Genomic DNA, 17,327 nt, shown 5'->3' with positions numbered 1-17,327 from the left:
CGACGCTCCCGCACAAGAGGAGCCGGCCGGCACAGATCAACCGTGAGGACGACGCCATGGACGCCACCGCTCTGCGAGCCCTCCAGGCTCCGATCAAGGACCAGTACCGGACGGCGCCGGATTCGGCGGTGATCACCCTGAAGGCCAAGGGTACCCTCGACGACACCAAGATCGCCTGCAAGGTCGAGACCGGCCGCGCCATTGCGGAAGCCGGGCTCCACCCGGCCAGCGGCGGCTCCGGCCTCGAACTGTGCTCCGGGGACATGCTGCTCGAAGCTCTGGTCGCGTGCGCAGGCGTGACCCTCAAGGCGGTGGCGACGGCGCTCGAGATTCCGCTGCGCTCCGGCACGGTGATTGCGGAGGGCGACCTCGACTTTCGCGGAACGCTCGGCGTCGACAAGGAAGCCCCGGTGGGCTTCCGCAGCATTCGGCTGTTCTTCGCGTTGGACACCGACGCGTCCGAGGACAAACTCGCACAGCTGCTCAAGCTGACCGAGCGCTACTGCGTCGTGTTCCAGACCCTGAACCGCAAACCCGCGTTGTTGGTCGCCGTCACGTCGGCCTGAGGGAAGACGACGATGGCCGGCGACATCACCCAGACGGAATACTGGAACGGCGAGGTCGGCACCCGCTGGGCCCGCAATCAGGCGGTGCTCGACGCGGTGTTCGCACCGCTCACCGAGGCGCTGTTCACGCGCTTGACGCTCCAGTCGGGGCAATCCGTGCTCGATATCGGATGCGGCTCGGGCACCACGACCCTGGAGGCCGCCCGCCGGGTCGGTCAGCAGGGGACCGTGACCGGCGCGGACATCTCGGCGCCGCTGCTCGCAGTCGCCTGGGGCCGGGCTGAGGCGGAACCACCTGGTGCCGCACCGATCCGATTCGTCGAGGCGGACGTAGAGAACGCCGATCTCGGAACCTACCGGCAGGCCTTGTCGCGGTTCGGCGTGATGTTCTTTCCGGATTCGGCCCGCGCCTTCGCCAACATCCGCCGGATGCTGCACCCCGGGGGGCGACTGACCTTCCTGTGCTGGCGGGCGCTGCCGGAAAACCTCTGGGTGACGGTGCCGCGCGATGCGGTGCTGCCGCTCCTGCCCGAGATCCCGCCGACCCCGCAACCGGATACGCCCGGTCCGTTCCGCTTCGCCGACGATGCGCGGCTGATCGCGCTGCTGCGTGACGCCGGTTTCGGGACCGTGACCTGCGACGCGATCGACCGGGACGTGGTGCTCGGCCGCGGGACCACCGATACCGAGGCGGCGGAGGCCGCCGCCCATGTCGCCATCAATCTCGGGCCGACGGCGCGTCTCGTCCGCGAGGCCGAGCCCGATCTGCGCGCCCGGGCCGAAGCCGCCGTCACCGCGGCCCTGCACCCGCACGCGGAGGGCGGTATCGTCAGCCTGCGCGCCTCCTGCTGGCTGGTCCAGGCGGACTGACGAACGGCAGATCACCGCGGTTTCCGGTCGAACGACGAGGGGGCCGCCAGCACCGTCCTTCCCGAATGAAACGCAACCCTTTCCCGGGCGCCTGGAACGTCAGTGGACGGTGATCCGGGACTCAGCGCAGAAGACGCCGCCCAGCGGCACGATCGAGAAGCGATATTTCGGCGGCTTCGCGTCATCGTGTGCTGGGTCCAGGATCGCATTCCGCTGGCGCTGCATGTGCCCGGTAAAGGGCGTCGCGCGAGCGGCGATCGCCCGCGATTCAGAACCCCAACGCGCCGCCGTCGGACCGCGGGTCGTGCATCGCCTCGATCCGCCCATCGCGGGCCCGGCGGACGAGCATGCCGGCATGACCCAGCGTGTCGCTGTAGGGTACGCCGACCGGCTCGATCTGGTGGCCCATGCGCTCCAGAGCGGACAGGATGGCCGGATCGAACCGATCCTCGACCTTCACGCTGAGCGAAGGCGCCCCCCAGGTCCGGCCGTAGAGCAGCCGCGGGGCATCCACCGCGTCGGCGACGGAGAAGCCGTAATCGGCGTAGCGGCAGAAGATCTGCGCCTGGAATTGGGGCTGACCGTCTCCACCCATCGCGCCGTAAGCCAAGACCCGGCCGTCGTCGAAGCAGGCCAGTGCCGGGATCAGGGTGTGGAACGGGCGCCGGCCCGGCTCCAGCGGATTCACGGCGGCCGGGTCGAGGGAGAACGAGACGCCCCGGTTGAGCCAGTCGATGCCGGTACGCGGCAGAACCACCCCGGAGCCGTATTCCCAATAGACCGACTGGATGTACGAGACCGCCAGCCCGTCGCGGTCGATCGCCCCCATCCAGACCGTGTCGCCGGGGGAATCGCGCAGGGGGACCGTTGCGGCGCGCTTCATGTCGATGCGCGCGGCTTCCGTAGCGAGGAAGGCCGGCGCCAGGAACTCCTCGATGTCGTGGCGCAGGCGACCGAAATCGGTCACCACCCGGTCGCGGATCGCGAAGGCGCGCTTCGTCGCCTCGATCAGCCCGTGGTAGTGCGCGAGGCTCTCGGGGGCGGAGACGTTCAATCGGTCGAACAGGCCGAGGAGGATCAAGGCCGCGAGCCCCTGGGTCGGGGGCGGGAAGTTGAACAGCGTGGCGTCGCGCCGACGCAGGGCCAGCGGCCTGCGCTCGACCGCCTGGTAGGCCTTGAGGTCGGCCCGGGTCACCGGCGCGTCGAAGCGTTCCAGGTCGGCGCCGATCTCGTGGGCGACATCGCCTCGGTAAAAGTCGTCCAGTCCGGCATGCGCGAGCTGCTCCAGGGTCGCCCCGAGGGCCGAGAGCTTGCGGATCTCGCCGGCCCGGTAGGGCTTGCCATCGTTGAGAAAGGTCGCGGCGAAGTTCGGGGCCTCATGCAGGGTGTCGCCCGGCTGCGGCGTGTAGCGCTCCTCGCTCGGTGAGACCGGGACCCCGTCGCGGGCCTGGGTGATCGCGTCGGCGAGCAGCACGTCCACGGGCAGGCGACCGCCGAGCGCCTTGGACAGCGCCAGTGCGAGTTCCCAGCCACCGACCGCGCCGGCCACCGTCACCATGGCGTCGGGGCCGCGCGACGGGATCGTGTCGTAACCCTTCTCGCGGTAGCGCTGGATCGTCGCGAGGCGCCCGGCCGGCCCGCAGGCCTCGATGCCGCGCACCCGCCCACCGCGCTCGCGCACCAGCCAAAAACCGTCGCCGCCGATGCTGTTCATGTGCGGGTAGACCACGGCGATCGAGGCCGCCATCGCCACCATCGCCTCAATGGCGTTGCCGCCCTGCGCCAGCACGGTCCGGCCGGCCGAGGCGGCCAGGTGGTGGGGGGCCGCGACGGCGCTGTCGGAGAAGACGGGGGTCTCGAGCATCGAAGATCCTGTGGTGTTCCGGCCGCAGCGTTAGGCAAGTCTGCGGCCGCCGCAAGGGATCACGGTTCGCGAGGCCCGTCCCATGCTAGGAACGCCGATGCCCATCGTGCAGAAGCGGCCGATGTCGTTCAAGAGTCTGCCTCGGTTGGCCGTCGGCCTCACCCTGGCTGCCATGCCGGCCACGGCGCAGCAGCGAGTGCGGACCGTCTATGAGGGTGCGGGCGCCGATCCGCGGATCTCGGTCTCGCAGCCGGAGAGCACCAGCCAGGCGTCCGGCGGTTATGTCCGTTCGATCGAGCCGTCGCTGGGCCCGCTCGGCGATCCCCTGGGCTTGCGCCCGGTGCTGAAAGCGCGCGGCATCGAGTACAGCCTGACCTACATCGCCGACCTGTTGGGCAACCCGACCGGAGGTCTTCGTCAGGGCGCGATCGTCGAGGATCGCCTGAACCTGCGGCTCAACCTCGATCTCGACCGACTCGCTGGCTGGGAAGGCGCGACGATCCACGCCAATGCCTACTTCATCCACGGCACCGGCCTGTCGCGCTACTATGTCGGCGACTTGCTGACCACGAGCGTGATCGAAGCGCTGCCATCGAGCCGGCTCTACGTGCTGTGGTTCGATCAGAGCCTGATGGACGGGCAGCTCGGCCTACGGATCGGCCAGCAGGCGGCCGACACCGAGTTCTTCGTCAGCCAGACCGCGACCCTGTTCGTGAACTCCACCTTCGGCTGGCCGGCGATCACCGGGCTCGACCTGCCGAGCGGCGGGCCGGCCTATCCGCTCTCGGCGCCCGCGATCCGCGCGAAGTACGCGCCGGGCAACGGCTTCTCGCTTCAGGTCGGGCTCTATGACGGCGATCCGGCGGGAGCGAACCCGCCCGGCAAGGATCCGGAGGCGCAGCGGCTCAACCGCACCGGCACGAATTTCCGAACCAACGACCCGGCCCTGATCGTCGCCGAGGCGACCTACGCGTTCAATATCGAGCCGGGAGCCAAAGGCCTGCCCGGCGACATCACGTTCGGCGGCTGGCAGCATTTCGGCCGGTTCGACAGCCTGCGCTACGACATAACCGGGGTACCGCTGGCAGACCCGAACGCCACCGGCATCGGCCGCCCGCTGCGCGGCAATGCGGGGTTCTACGCGATCTACGACCAGACCCTGTACCGGGAATCCGGCAAGGACGACGAGGGCCTCGGCTTCTTCGTGCGCGCCGCCTACTCGCCGACCCGATCGAGCCTGGTCGACGCCTATGTCGATGCCGGCCTCGCCTACAAGGGCCTGTTCGAGGGCCGCGACGACGACACCGTCGGGGTCAGCCTCGCCCATGCCCGGATCAGCGACGACGCCCGCCGGGCCGACCGGGACACGATTTTCTATACCGGCGTCCCGATGCCGCGGCGGCGGGCCGAGACGGTGCTGGAGGCGACCTACCAGGCGGTGGTGGTTCCGGGCTTCACGGTGCAGCCCGACCTCCAATACGTCTTCCATCCGGGTGCCGGCATTGCCGGCCCGGACGGCCGCCGGTTGCGCAACGCGGCGGTGCTCGGCGTGCGCGCCAGCGTGCAGTACTGAGCCGTCCGGCCTGGAACGGGCGCGGGCCTGCCCTCTTTCAGGGCTATGGTCATCTTCGAGTGGGTTGTCGGCGTCCTGTTCGGCGCCGTCCTTTTGGCTGCGCTGGCGCGACGGCTGGGTGCGCCGTACCCGGCGTTCCTGGCGCTCGGCGGCGTCGGCCTCGCCTTCGTGCCTGGCGTGCCGAACCTGCGGCTCGATCCCGAATTGGCGCTCGCCCTGTTCCTCGCCCCCGTCCTGCTCGATGCCGGCTTCGACGCCTCCGTGCGGGACATGCGGGACAACTGGCGCGCGGTATTCGGGCTGGCGGTGGGCGCCGTGGCGGTGACGACGCTCGCCGTGGCGTTCGTAGCCCACCTCATCGTGCCCGACATGCCGATCGCGGCCTGCATCGTATTAGGCGCCGTGGTCGCGCCGCCCGATGCCGTGGCGGCCCTGGCGGTGCTGAAGCACGCGCCGATGCCGCATCGGCTCGCCACGATCCTGCGCGGCGAGAGCCTGCTCAACGACGCAGCCTCGCTGATCATCTACCGGTTGGCGGTGGCGGCCGCGATGGCCGACGGCTTCCATCCGGCCGAGGTCGCCCCGGCCTTCCTGCTCGGCGTGGTAGCGAGCCTCGCCGCTGGGCCCTGCCTGGGCCTGGCTTTCGTCGCACTGACCCGCCGGGTGACCGACCCGGCGAGCACCATCGTCATGCAGTTCGTCGCCGCGTTCGGGATCTGGCTCGTCGCAGAGCGGCTCGAGATGTCGGGGGTGCTGACCATCGTCACCTTCGCCGTGACGGTCGCTCGCCGGGCGCCGGGCATCACGGCCCCGCGCACCCGGGTGATCTCCTACGCTGTGTGGGACACGGCGGTGTTCGTGCTCAACGTCCTGGCCTTCATCCTGATCGGCATCCAGATCGACCCGATCCAGGACCGGTTGACCGGTCCCGACGCCTGGCAGGCGATATTCCTGGCGGCTGCGATCTTCGCGACTGTGGTGGTGACGCGCCTGGCCTGGGTCCTGCCCACCACTGGCCTCAAGGGCCTCGGCCTGCGTCAGGCCGGAGCGCGTGCGAAGTTCGGGCCGGGGCTCGCTCTGTCCTGGGCCGGGATGCGCGGCATCGTCACGGTCGCGGCCGCCCTGGCGCTGCCGATGGAATTCCCGCACCGGGACCTCGTGGTGTTCACCGCCTTCTTCACGGTGCTGGGCACGCTGATCGTCCAGGGTCTGACCCTGCGCCCGCTGCTTGCACACCTGAAGCTTGAGGACGACGATCCGGTCGGGCGGGAGGTGGGCTGGGCACGCGCCGCCGCCTACAAGGCGGCCCTCGAAAGCCTCTCCGAAGCGGGCGACGAGCCGGCAATCGATTCGCTCCGCGCTGAGTTCCGCTCGGCGCTCGAAGAGGCCGAGGCCCATGAGGAGGGCCTTGCTCCCGAGAGTCTGCCCTCGGATGCCGCGCGCCGCCGGTCGGTGGCAGCGGCACGCAATGCGGTCCTGTCCCTGCGGCGGCAGGGCCGCATCGGCGACGACGCCTATTTCCTGCTGGAGGAGGAGTTCGACTGGGCCGAGCTCAACGCCACGCCGAAGGCTGAGACCTGAGTCGCAGCGTCCAAACAGCCGTCCGTTCAAACACCCTTGCGCGCTGCGACCCGCGATTCGATCGCGTCCCAGACCGCCACCGAGAGATCCGGACCGCCGAGCCGCTGGATCGCCCGGATGCCCGTGGGGGAGGTGACGTTGATCTCGGTGAGATGTCCGTCGATCACGTCGATCCCGACCAGGATCAGGCCGCGCCGGGCCAACTCCGGCCCGATCGTCGCGCAGATCTCGCGCTCGCGCTCGGTCAGCTCCGAGGCCGAGGCGGCCCCGCCGCGCACCATGTTCGACCGAATATCGTTGGCCGCCGGCACACGGTTGACCGCGCCCATCGCCACGCCGTCGACCAGGATGATGCGCTTGTCGCCCTCGGTCACCCGGTCGAGGTAGCGCTGGATCACCCAGGCCTCCCGGAAGGTGGTGGCGAACAGGTCGAACATCGAGCCGAAGTTCGGGTCCGTCTCGGTGACCTTGAAGACGGCCGCGCCGCCGTGCCCGTGCAGCGGCTTCATCGCGACCGTGCCGTGCTCCAAACGGAACGCCTCGATCTCGGCCTTGTCGCGGCTGATCAGGGTCGGGGGCATCAGTTCGGGGAAATCGAGCACGAACAGCTTCTCGGGCGCGTTTCGCACCTCGAAGGGATCGTTGACCACCAGCGTGTCCGGGTGGATCCGCTGCAGCATGTGGGTGGCCGTGATGTAGGCCATGTCGAAGGGCGGATCCTGGCGCATCAGCACCACGTCCGCCTCCGCGAGGTCGATCCGCTCCGGCGGCGTGAGCGTGAAATGCGCGCCCTCGACGTCCTGGACCGTCAAACGCTCGACCCGGGCCGTCACCCGACGGCCCTGCATCGAGAGCCGGTCGGGCGTGTAGTAGATCAGGTCATGCCCCCGCCGCTGCGCCTCGAGCAGCAGAGCGAAGGTCGTGTCCCCGGCGATCCGGATGTTCTGGATCGGGTCCATCTGGACGGCGACGGTCAGGCCCATCGAAAATGCCCTTCGCCTGCGGCGCGTGTCTGGACCGAGTAAATGCTCAATCGTCCGACAGCGACTTGCTGCCGGTGCGCTTGTCGTAGTCGCCGATCGCCGAGCGGCACTCGGGCGACAGGCGCTTGCGGTTGCGCATCATGCACTTGTCCGCGTCCTGGCTGTTCGGATCGACGCCGGCGCAGAGACGGAAATAGTCGTTGGCGCAGCCGAGCTGCAGGCCCTGGTCCTCACGCTGGGCGTAGGCCGGGCCGGTGGCGAGCGCGAACAGCGCGAGCGCTGCCGTCGCGACGCCGCGGCGGCGGTTGGAGCGCAGGAATCGTTCCGGAACGAGTCGCATTCAGCGGTGTCCTCAAATCTCGGTCGCGCGGAAAATCTGTGCGGCGGTCGGCCCGTCCGCTTGCGCCCGGCATATCGGTCGCGCTGGGCGGTAGGCAAGCGCCACGGCTCTGCATGGGTTCCCCGCGCGCAACGCCGCGCCCACGCTTCGCCGCTGTGTGGCGCCCGGGCCGCAACGGCCGCCAAGAAAAAAGGCCCCATCCGTGAACGGACAGGGCCTCAGTCAAAGGGAGGAAACGCCCGCCATGGGCAAAACCGGCGTCGCAATTCGCGCGCCAGACCTGCCGGGAGGCCGTCCGGATCCTGGCCGGGATCCGGCAAGACTCCGTTAACCACGTCATGCTGAATGGTTTCCGTAGCCCTTGCCGACCCCCTCTGCAGGGCCCGGGCACTGCCGCTCGAGCCGCCGACAGGAGCCGGAGACCATGACCCCATTCAAGCCGCAGGTGACTGGCCAGACCCGCCTGCCAATGCCCGCCAACGATGCGGCGCGCGACGCGCGGCGGGATCCGTCCGCGGTCCTGCTGCCGTTCCCCGGGCCCGACCTGCGCCGGACCCGCCAGCTGCCGCCCACCGACGAGCAGCGGGGCGAGATCCTGTTCTTCCTCGGCGTGCGCTACGAGCGCCTTGCCTCCTGAACGCACCGATAGCCGCCGACCGGCCCGGCCAGGCGACGTTTCCGACGGTTTGATCATGCCTGTTCCGGACCGCCATCGGCCAACGGTCGCCCCTGTCGCCGACAGGCACCCGAACCGCGCCCGCAGGGTCTCCATCCTCCTGGCCGCCGGCACGGCGCTGGCGCTCCTCGCCGCCTGCACCCAGAGCGGCGATTTCGGCCGCCCCCGCACCGGTGTGTGGAACGGGCTGATCGACACCACCGGCAGTTTCTCATCGCGCGATCGCGGCCGCCTGATCCTCGATTCCGGCTTGACCGACGACGAGCAGGCCCTGCGCGACCGCGCCTGGCGCTTCGTCCAGCCGGCCAGCACCGTCACGGCCTTCCAGGATGCCCTCCTTGGATTGGCGAGCGCGCACGCGACGCCGACCTGGCGGTTCGACGAGGTCGGCGCCTATTACGACACGCTGACCGCGGAGCCGTCGCGCTCCCCCGTCTCCCGCTACCGACAGCTCGCCGACGACGCCACGGCCGATGCCCGCCTGATCCCGATCTTCACGGCGCTCGCCGCGCGGGTGATCGACGCGGATGCCGCGCGGCTGCGCAGCCTGCCCTTCGCCAAGACCCTCGACGACGCGGATATCCGCCTCGCAGCCCAGCACGTGGCCGAGAACCGCTGCCTGATCGCCTGGGTGCGGATCGAGGCCGGCCTGCGGCTGGCCCGCTACCGCTACGCCCTGGAGCATCTTTTCGCCCAGGCGCCGGCCAAGGAATCGGTCCCGGCCGAGCGCTCGCTGGCCATGCTCGCCGCGCGCCGCAACCTGCTCGACCCGCTGCTGCCGCCGGACGCCGCGGCCCGGTGCGGCCTCGAAGCCGCCATCGTACCGGTCGCCGAGGCGCCCCCGCTGGTCGTCAAATACTGAGTCGACCCGGCGCTACCGCCCGGTGGGTTTGCCGCCGGCATCCTTGCCTGCGGACTCGTCTGCCGGCATGTCGGTGGTGCAGGAGACGGCTTGGACGGCGGCGTTGGCGCCGGGTCGCTGGCTGGGCAGGCTGGCGATCACCCGCACGACCACGACGCCCCGCGTGTCCGGCGCGACGATGCGCACGTCGCGGCTCGGGTCGTTCTCGTCGTCGTCGGCCAGAGCCTCGTCGTACTGCGCCCGGGTGAGGATCACGAGGTCGAGGGCGCCGCGCACGGCGGCTTGGTCGGTCACGGCGTAGAAGGCGCCTCGCCGGGCATGCGCGGCGAGCGACAGCGACAGCGGTCCGGTCCGCGCAGAGACGCGCATCGGCCCGTCGGCGAGATCGTAGGCACAGACGCCCACCGCCACGGCCGGGTCCGGGATCGGCAGCCACGCCTCGGGCGGGGAGGGGTCGTCGCCGGTGGCGACCGTGTAGATCGGCTGCGGGTGATCCAGGTTTTCGCTGGTCCGGGCGCGCGAGACGGCGTCCGTCTCGGACAGACGCGGGATCGCCAGCACCGTCGCGATGTGCACGATCCCGGCGAGCACCAGGCCGATCAGCGTGGCGAAGAGGAAGCGCGGGCTCACGAGGCGCATCCCAGGCGGGTGATGGCCGGTACCGAGGCCCGGTCGAGGGATCCGACGCTGGCGGCGACCGGCGTGTCGTAGAGGCGCAGGGCCAGGCGAACCGGGCCGCTGTTCCGGGGGCTCGGCAGCCAGTTGCCGGGCTGGACGTCCGGCGCGAGGATCACCGAGAACCGCCCGTCGGCCGAGCGCAGGACCTCCGTGGAGGTGAAGCCCTCCCGCACGGCCGGACGCCCGGGATCGCGCGCACCGCGACCCGCGACGGTGAGGGTCCAGGCCCGGGCCGGCGGCGTCCCGCCGCCAATGCGATACGTGCAGGTCGCGTCGAGCGTCTGGCCCTGGTCGTCGGCCGCCGCCGTCAGCAGCAGGCCCTCGCCCACCGCCAGGGGGATCTCCCCGCGGCGGGCGTTGACGGCACGGGTATAGGGGTCGGCATTCCCGGCTCCGGCCCGAGGCCAGGCCGTCCAGGCGCCGACCGGCACGCCGCCGAACGGATAGCCGCCCCGCGTCGCCCAATCGGCGCTGGCAAGGCCGAGCACCCCGCCGAGCGCAAGGGCGTAGACCGCGAGGCCCGCGACCGAGCTCTTGCGCCAGACACGGGCGAGGAAACGGCCGGCACCGCCCAGGGACCGGACCTTCGGCGCGGGTCTGGGTTCTCCGGCCGCAGCGCTGCGGCCGGGGCTTCCGGGGATTGCGAGCCTCATCGGGTCACCGCAGCTCGATGCGGCCGCCGACGGACCGGGCGCCCTCGGCCACCGCGCCCGGCGGAGCCGAGGGTGCCGCGGCCCGGTCGCCGGGCTTCCGGTCGGACTTCTGCGTGGCCTTGTCGGCGCCCGTTGCATCCGGCCGCGCGTCGCCCGCAGGCGCGCGTTCGACGGTGCGGAACAGGCCGTTCAGGCCGCCGATGACCTCGAAGGAGCGGCGCGAGAGCTTGCCGTAGGCGCTGGCATTCGGATCGATCGGGGCGGTGGGACCGCCGGACGCCTGCTGCTGGGCGGCCCGCGGGCTTTCCTTCAGGCCCGGCAAGCCCTTGATCTCGATGCCCTGGTGGGCCGGCTCCATCACGTCGTGCCAGAGCTGGGCGGGGAGCGAGCCGCCGGTCAGCTTGTTGGTCGAGGTGTGGTCGTCGTTCCCGAACCAGACCGCGCCGACGTAATTGCCGGTGTAGCCGACGAACCACGCATCCCGGTAGGCGTTCGTGGTGCCGGACTTGCCGGCGACCTTCACGCCCTCGAGCTGGGCGCGCTTGCCGGTCCCCTCCTCGACCACCTTGTTGAGCATGAAGTTCATGTCGGCGACGACCTGGGGCGGAAGCACCCGATCGGGCGCCTCGTCGGCGTGGCGGTAGATCACCTCGCCGGACGAGTTCTTCACCTCCATGGCCGCATAGGGCTTGGCCTTGTAGCCGCCGTTGGCGAACACCGCGTAGCCGGCGGCCTGGTCGATCACCGTGACCTCGTCGGAACCGATCGGCATCGAGACGGTGTCGATCAGGTTCGAGGTGATGCCCATCTTGTGGGCCAGATCGGTGATCTTCGCGCGGCCGGCCTTCGCGGCGCGGGCCTCATGGCTGATGCCCATGGCCTTGCCGAGCGAGATCGAGATCTTGATCGGGATCGTGTTGATCGACTTCGCTACGGCGAGCCACATCGGCACCCGTCCGGCATAGGACCGGCCGTAATTCTGCGGGCACCAATTGCCGATGCAGACCGGGCTGTCGACCACCGCGGTCTCGGGCTTGAACAGCCCCGACAGGAGGGCGGCGGAGTAGACGTAGGGCTTGAACGACGAGCCGGGCTGGCGCAGCGCGTCGGTGGCGCGGTTGAACTGGCTCTCGCCGTAATCGGCGCCGCCGACCATGGCGCGCAACGCCCCGTCCGGGTCGAGGATGACCATCGCAGCCTCGTCGACGTCGAAGGCGTCGCCGGACTTGCGCAGGATGTCGGCCACGGCCTCGTCGGCCCGCTTCTGGATCGCGAGGTCGAGGGGTGTCTTGACCGTCAGGACGCGGTCGTTGCGGAGCTTGCCCGCATCGGCCATGGCCTTGATCTCGCCGAAGGCCCAGTCGAGGTAATAGTCGGCGGTGATGTCGCGGGTGCGGGTCACCGGGGTCGCCGGGTTGCGCAGGGCGGTCTGGATCTGCCCTTCCGTGACGAAGCCGGCCTCCACCATGTTGTGAAGCACGTCCGCGGCGCGGGCCCGGGCGGCGGGCAGGTTGACGTGGGGCGCGTATTTCGTCGGCGCCTTGAACAGGCCCGCCAGCATGGCCGCCTCGGCCAGGCTGATGTCCTTGAGCGGCTTGCCGAAATAGTAATCCGCCGCCGCCACGGCGCCGAAGGTGCCGCCGCCCATATAGGCCCGGTCGAGATAGAGCTTCAGGATCTCGTTCTTGGTCAGGTGGCTCTCCAGCCACAGGGCCAGGAACGCCTCGTTGATTTTTCTTTCGAGCGAGCGCTCGTTCGTCAAAAAGAGATTCTTGGCGAGCTGCTGCGTGATCGAGGAGCCGCCCTGCGTTCCGCCGCCGCCGCGCGAGTTGTTGACCAGCGCCCGCAGGGTGCCGATCGGGTCGATGCCCCAGTGCTCGTAGAAGCGCCGGTCCTCGGTGGAGACCAACGCCTTGATCATGATGTCGGGAAACTCGTCGAGCTTGAGCGAGTCGTCGTGCTTGATGCCGCGCCGACCGACTTCGGTGCCGTACCGGTCGAGGAATGTGACGGCGAGATCTTGCTGCTTCAGCCAGTTCTCGCTGGTCAGCTGGAACGCGGGCTGCGCGAAGGCGAGCAGCAGCACCGCGCCGCCGGCCCCCAGGGTGACGGCCTCGCTGGTCAGGTCGAGGGCGATCCGCTTCCAGCCGTGGACGGCGAACCGGCTCATGACCCGCTGGAAGCGCTCGTAGGCCGCGCCGGTGGAGCGGCCGCTGTCGTAGAGGCCGGCATTGACCCAGGCATCGAACGCCAAAGCGGCGCGCTCGACGCGGATCTTGATCTCGGTGAGCGTCGGCAGGCGCACGTTGTCGGACCCGGCTTGTCGAGCGCCTTCGCGGCGAGAAGGATCGAGCGCCCGCGCCGCGGGCATGGCACCCGCGGCCGAGACACCGCGCGGCGTTCCCATCCTTAGCAGGATCCGGAACGGTCGGCGAGGCTCTGCGCAGTCCCGTGATTCGCCGCAGGCCCGCCGGCTTGCCCGGCGGCGCGGGCTCGGGCAGAGACAGACAATTCCCGATCGCGAGATTGACCGATGTCCAAGCCCGAGGCGCTGCGCCGCGGGGTCGCCGAGCCGTTCTGGCGGACCAAGACCCTCGAAGCCATGACGCCGTCCGAGTGGGAGAGCCTGTGCGACGGGTGCGGTCGGTGCTGCCTGATCAAGCTCGAGGACGACGAGACCGGCGAGGTCCACCACACCGATATCGGCTGCACCCTGCTCGACGGCCTGACCTGCCGCTGCCGCGACTACGCCCGCCGACAGAAGCGCGTGCCCGACTGCGTCCGCCTGACCCCGGAGGCGGTGCGGACGATCCCGTGGCTGCCGCCGACCTGCGGCTATCGGCTCGTCCGCGACGGCGAGCCGCTCTATCCGTGGCATCCCCTGGTCTCGGGCCGGGCCTCCAGCGTGCACGAGGCCGGCATCTCCATCCGGGGCCGGCTTGCCGGCAACGAGGAGGAGTTCTCCGACGACGAGTTGCCGGACCGGATCGTTGCCTGGCCGGGGGCGGATCCGGACGAGCGCTGACGCTCAGCTCGAGTTGACACGGCTGCCGACCAGCCGGCCGCCCGCGAGACCGTTGAGTCCGATCACGCCCAGCACCGCCACGGCATGGATCAGCAGATCCGACGCGGTCGCGTCGTGCGGATGGAACGGCATCAACAGAGCGGCCGACGCCGCTGCGGCCGCGAGCCCGCCGAGCGCCGCGGTCAGGTTCGGCCGGAGCGGGCAGGCGCGGCGCAGCATCACGACGATCAGCACGGAAAGCGGCGCCGAGACGCAGACCAGGAAACTGAAGCAGCCGGCGACCTCCTGGGGATTCGGCCGATCGGTGCCGGGGGCGATCCAATCGCGCAGGCAGCCGAAGCCGCTCGCCCCGATCCAGAGGGCCAGGGCGGGGAGCGGCAGCAAGGCCCAGGCCCGGGAGCGGCCCGGGACGCTGGTGGCGAAGGCCGCGAACGCAGCGCCGGCCGCCGTCAGCACCGCCCCGAGCGCGGCGCAGGCGAGATCCGGCACGCGCATCCGCAGCATGAAGCCGGTGGAGTCGATCCGGCTCGCCAGGACCAGCCCGACGATCAGGGCCGCGCCCAGCCACATGGCGGCGCGCAGGGCCGGGGAGGGCAGAGGCCGAACCGGCTCCAGGCCGATGGCGAGATCCTCGACCAGCCGGTCGTGGCGACTCAAAGCGTGCGGACCCGGGTCATGGCCGGCCAAGTCGGCCATCAGCGCCGCTCCTGCATCAGGTTGGCGCGCAGGGCCTTGAGAGCCCGATGAAGGTTGACCTTGAGCGCGCCCTTGCTGCGCCCGGTCAGGGCCGCGGTCTCGTCCAAAGACAGCTCCCGCAGGCCGAGATGCTCCACGGCCTGCCGTTGCCCGTCCGGCAGCGAGGCGACCGCACGCGCCAGGGCCGCAGCGCGGTCACGCGCCTCCAGACCCTGGCCCGGCGCGGGACCGGGATCGGCCTCAGCCTCGTATGCAATCGGATCGTGAACCTCGCGGGGTCGGCGACCGGTCCGGCGCAGGCGATCGATCGCCCGCCGCTGGGTGATGGCGCGCAGCCACGGCAGGAACGGCCGCGCGGGATCGTAGCTCGCCCGAGCCCGATGCACGGTCATCAACGTGTCCTGGACGACGTCGTCCACGGCCTCGCCGCGCACGCCCTGCGCCCGGGCGATCGACGAGACCACCGGCAGGCACGCCTTGAGCAAGGCGCGATATGCGGCCGCGTCGCCACCCTGCGCCGCCGCCATCAGAGTGGCCAATTCACCTTCGAGCGCCATCCGGGCTCCGCCGCCGATCCATTCCCCGGCACGGCAGGAGTCTAGCGCGGGGATGGAGTCCCGCGCCAGGGCCCATCCGCATCCCGCGACGCCGGGCATCGCCAGCATCATCGCGGCAACTCCGCGGCGCCGGCGACGCGTTCGCCCAGGCGGGCCGCGCCCAGGATGCGGCCGTCGGTCGCCTGCAACAGGAGAGCCGCCGTCTCACCCGCCGGCGCGGCAGCCTCGAGCGTCGCAGAGGCGCCGGACCAAGCCCCGAGATCCCGGATCGAGCGGACGACGTTCGCCTGATCGAGGGTCCGCCCGGCATTTTCGCCGCGCAGGACCCGGCTGGTATGGCTCGGATCGAAGCCGATCAGCAGGACCCGGCCCGTTCCGCTTCCGGCCCCGACCCGGGCGGCGAGACCGGCTCCATTACGGGACAGCGTCACCCGGACGGCCGTCCCGGCACTCCGGGCCCGTGCCACGGCGGCCCGCAGGCCGGCCTCGTCGGAGCCGACCAGGGCCGCGCGTCCGTCGATGACGGCCTGCGGGGTGTAGTTCGAACTGCCCAACCGGGCCGCGTAATCAGCCTGCCGCTCGGTGGCGGCGGGCAGGGAGTAGGGGTCGCGCCAGTCGAGGTGGTTCCAGTAGGTGACGTGGAAGGCCAGCGGCAGCACGTCCGCACCTTCCTGCGCGAGCCGCCCGATCAGCGCTTCGGCGGGCGGGCAGGAGGAGCAGCTCTGCGAGGTGAAGAGTTCGACGACGACGGGCCGCTCGAGTGCCGCGGCCGGACGACCGGCGGCGAGCAATAGGGCGGCGGAGATCAACGCGACGACTTTCATGGCCGGGCCTCTCGGCGCCGGCGGAGGATGCACGGCGCGTGACGGACCTTTCGGCGGCACGTCCGCGCCGGTTACGCCGGATCCAGCTCGAACCGCTCCACGTCCCGCAGCAGTTCCACGAACGCGGCGGCGCCATGATCGAGGGCCGCATGCCCGGCCTCGGCACTGCCCAGCCGGGCATCCCCCATGGCTCCGGACGGGTGCAGGTCGCCCGCCTTCCAGGCGAAGGCGGCTGGCCGGCCGGCGCGGAGATGGGTGAAATCTCGAATCATCGCGCGGTTGCGGGGCGGGAAATCCGCGATGCGGTCGGCCCGCACGAGGTCCGGCCGCAGGGCCAGCATCAGTGCGGTCTCGATGCCCCCGGCATGGATGCCGTAAGCGATCTCGTCAGCGGGAAACAGGCCGTCGGGATAGCCGAACCGGGCCCAGGACGTCGTGACCGCGACCATGCCGAACCGCGCGCGCAGATCGCCGGCCACAAGATCGATGAGGGCGCTGTTGCCCCCATGGCTCGTGACGATCACCAGCTTGCGGAAGCCGGCGCGATAGATGGCAGCACCGATCCCGGTCCAGGCCGCCAGGGCCGTCCCGGTCTCGAGTGAGAGCGTGCCTGGAAACGCATCGTGTTCGTCGGACTTGCCGATGGCCTGGACCGGCAGCAGCAGCACGTCGAGGTCGTCCGGCACACGCGTGCGCACGCGGTCGAGATAGCCGTCGGCGATGATCGCGTCGGTGCCGAGCGGGAGGTGCGGCCCATGCTGCTCGATGGCAGCCACCGGCAACACCGCAATCGCCCGCCGCAGGTCGCGCCGGTTGAGGTCGTCCGTCGTCAGATCGGACCAGCTTTGCGCCGCCATGTTTGGGCCGGAACTTTCCTTCGACGCCGCCCTCGGCATCGGGTTGCCGAGGGCGTCTAACCCGCCCGACCGACGCGGGTCGATGGGCGCCCGACCGACCGGGGGCGGGAGCCGGTCAGGCGAACAGGGCGTCGATGTCGTTCTGGGACGGAGTTTCCTCGACGGCCTGGGGGCCGTTGAGGAGGAGGTCCTCCGCGCGGGCCCGGCGAGCCATCTCGGCCGGGTCGGTGGAGGATGCATCCCGGGCCTTCACGGCGCCGACGAAGCGGGCGAGCCGCTGTTCGAAAAGCCGCAGGGCCTCCACAACCTTGGCGATGCGCTGGCCGGTGATGTCCTGGAAGGCGCAGGCTTCGAAGATCGTGTTGATTCGCTCTTCGACGGCATCCCGGTAGCCAGGCCCGTCCGGGAGGCCGAGCATCGCCTCCGCGGCCTCCATGATCGTGTTGGTGGCCCCGGCGGTCGCGACGACGACGCTGCCGAGTTCCTCATGCGCCATGGGAATTCGGTCGCGGCTCATCTCGTTCGCCCGGAGCGCACCGATCTCCTCGCGCAAATGGGCGATGTAATCCGCAATCTCGATCAACTCAGAGATCACGGCGTGCGGTTCACGGAACCGCATATCGGGCTGTCGCGCGGCGGCTGACGACATGCTCTCCTCCTGGGATCGGCGACCGTCGATGCCGGCGGCATCGCTCTTGGGCGCCTTCCGGCGTGCCGGCGGC

The 17,327-nt window shown here is 70.6% G+C and carries 18 protein-coding genes; 7 read left to right on the top strand and 11 right to left on the bottom strand.

Annotation, left to right across the window (positions count from 1 at the left end; all coding sequences use genetic code 11):
- Positions 1–56: 56 nt before the first annotated feature.
- Positions 57–566 carry an OsmC family protein gene (locus FV233_RS02235; RefSeq protein WP_147896488.1) on the top strand — a complete coding sequence of 170 codons (510 nt, stop codon included), beginning with the start codon at positions 57–59 and terminating at the stop codon, positions 564–566.
- 12 nt (positions 567–578) lie between these two features.
- Entirely contained in the window at positions 579–1,436 is an 858-nt protein-coding gene (locus tag FV233_RS02230) for a class I SAM-dependent methyltransferase (RefSeq protein ID WP_147853784.1), read from the top strand.
- Positions 1,437–1,704: 268 nt separating this feature from the next.
- Here the strand turns inward: FV233_RS02230 and FV233_RS02225 are convergent, their stop codons facing one another.
- On the bottom strand, positions 1,705–3,300 hold the full coding sequence (locus FV233_RS02225) for a gamma-glutamyltransferase family protein (RefSeq protein ID WP_147853783.1): 1,596 nt from the start codon (positions 3,298–3,300) through the stop codon (positions 1,705–1,707).
- A gap of 121 nt (positions 3,301–3,421) precedes the next feature.
- Here FV233_RS02225 and FV233_RS02220 point away from each other — a divergent pair, with 121 nt between their 5' ends.
- Positions 3,422–4,873, top strand: coding sequence for a carbohydrate porin (locus FV233_RS02220; protein ID WP_147853793.1), 1,452 nt, complete (start codon positions 3,422–3,424; stop codon positions 4,871–4,873).
- A gap of 45 nt (positions 4,874–4,918) precedes the next feature.
- A complete protein-coding gene (locus FV233_RS02215) occupies positions 4,919–6,454 on the top strand; it encodes a sodium:proton antiporter (RefSeq protein WP_147853782.1) in 1,536 nt (511 codons plus the stop codon).
- A gap of 26 nt (positions 6,455–6,480) precedes the next feature.
- Here FV233_RS02215 and gshB read toward each other — a convergent pair whose 3' ends face one another.
- Positions 6,481–7,437 (bottom strand): glutathione synthase, encoded by a 957-nt coding sequence (gene gshB / locus FV233_RS02210; protein ID WP_147853781.1) that lies wholly within the window; start codon positions 7,435–7,437, stop codon positions 6,481–6,483.
- A gap of 46 nt (positions 7,438–7,483) precedes the next feature.
- Positions 7,484–7,777: a hypothetical protein gene (locus FV233_RS02205; protein ID WP_147853780.1), complete on the bottom strand. Its 294-nt coding sequence runs from the start codon at positions 7,775–7,777 to the stop codon at positions 7,484–7,486.
- Between the two features lie 424 nt (positions 7,778–8,201).
- Here FV233_RS02205 and FV233_RS02200 point away from each other — a divergent pair, with 424 nt between their 5' ends.
- Both FV233_RS02200 and FV233_RS02195 read left to right on the top strand, forming a co-directional pair.
- Entirely contained in the window at positions 8,202–8,414 is a 213-nt protein-coding gene (locus FV233_RS02200; RefSeq protein WP_147853779.1) for a hypothetical protein, read from the top strand.
- Positions 8,415–8,469: 55 nt separating this feature from the next.
- Positions 8,470–9,315 carry a hypothetical protein gene (locus FV233_RS02195; RefSeq protein WP_238261488.1) on the top strand — a complete coding sequence of 282 codons (846 nt, stop codon included), beginning with the start codon at positions 8,470–8,472 and terminating at the stop codon, positions 9,313–9,315.
- Between the two features lie 12 nt (positions 9,316–9,327).
- On the opposite strand, the gene FV233_RS02190 is transcribed toward FV233_RS02195, so the two are convergent.
- Genes FV233_RS02190 through FV233_RS02180 form a run of 3 tightly spaced genes read right to left on the bottom strand, consistent with a single transcriptional unit; the run spans position 9,328 to position 12,951 of the window.
- Positions 9,328–9,954, bottom strand: coding sequence for a hypothetical protein (locus FV233_RS02190; protein ID WP_147857211.1), 627 nt, complete (start codon positions 9,952–9,954; stop codon positions 9,328–9,330).
- Positions 9,942–10,646, bottom strand: coding sequence for a DUF1214 domain-containing protein (locus FV233_RS02185; RefSeq protein WP_147857210.1), 705 nt, complete (start codon positions 10,644–10,646; stop codon positions 9,942–9,944). The genes FV233_RS02190 and FV233_RS02185 overlap by 13 nt, the downstream gene beginning before the upstream one ends.
- 4 nt (positions 10,647–10,650) lie before the next feature.
- Entirely contained in the window at positions 10,651–12,951 is a 2,301-nt protein-coding gene (locus FV233_RS02180; protein ID WP_147896495.1) for a PBP1A family penicillin-binding protein, read from the bottom strand.
- 228 nt (positions 12,952–13,179) lie between these two features.
- Here FV233_RS02180 and FV233_RS02175 point away from each other — a divergent pair, with 228 nt between their 5' ends.
- The gene (locus FV233_RS02175; RefSeq protein WP_147856885.1) at positions 13,180–13,671 is read left to right on the top strand and encodes a YcgN family cysteine cluster protein; all 492 of its coding nucleotides are present in this window, start codon (positions 13,180–13,182) and stop codon (positions 13,669–13,671) included.
- 3 nt (positions 13,672–13,674) lie between these two features.
- Here FV233_RS02175 and FV233_RS02170 read toward each other — a convergent pair whose 3' ends face one another.
- The 5 genes from FV233_RS02170 to FV233_RS02150 all read right to left on the bottom strand — a co-directional run bounded on the left by FV233_RS02170 (position 13,675) and on the right by FV233_RS02150 (position 17,254).
- Positions 13,675–14,367: an NrsF family protein gene (locus tag FV233_RS02170; RefSeq protein WP_147896487.1), complete on the bottom strand. Its 693-nt coding sequence runs from the start codon at positions 14,365–14,367 to the stop codon at positions 13,675–13,677.
- Complete coding sequence (locus tag FV233_RS02165) at positions 14,367–14,924, bottom strand: sigma-70 family RNA polymerase sigma factor (RefSeq protein WP_147896486.1); 558 nt, start codon at positions 14,922–14,924, stop codon at positions 14,367–14,369. Before FV233_RS02165 ends, FV233_RS02170 begins: the two co-directional genes overlap by 1 nt.
- A 107-nt stretch (positions 14,925–15,031) precedes the next feature.
- Positions 15,032–15,748 carry a DUF1223 domain-containing protein gene (locus FV233_RS02160; protein WP_147896485.1) on the bottom strand — a complete coding sequence of 239 codons (717 nt, stop codon included), beginning with the start codon at positions 15,746–15,748 and terminating at the stop codon, positions 15,032–15,034.
- 71 nt (positions 15,749–15,819) lie between these two features.
- Entirely contained in the window at positions 15,820–16,605 is a 786-nt protein-coding gene (locus FV233_RS02155) for a creatininase family protein (protein ID WP_147896484.1), read from the bottom strand.
- A 115-nt stretch (positions 16,606–16,720) separates the two neighbouring features.
- Complete coding sequence (locus tag FV233_RS02150; RefSeq protein WP_147855879.1) at positions 16,721–17,254, bottom strand: protein phosphatase CheZ; 534 nt, start codon at positions 17,252–17,254, stop codon at positions 16,721–16,723.
- Positions 17,255–17,327 lie beyond the last annotated feature (73 nt).

The sequence above is a fragment of the Methylobacterium sp. WL7 genome (assembly GCF_008040085.1).
Taxonomy (GTDB): Bacteria; Pseudomonadota; Alphaproteobacteria; order Rhizobiales; family Beijerinckiaceae; genus Methylobacterium; species Methylobacterium mesophilicum.
The sequence above is the reverse complement of the archived record's forward strand: the minus strand, read 5'-3'. Positions and strand labels throughout refer to the sequence as shown.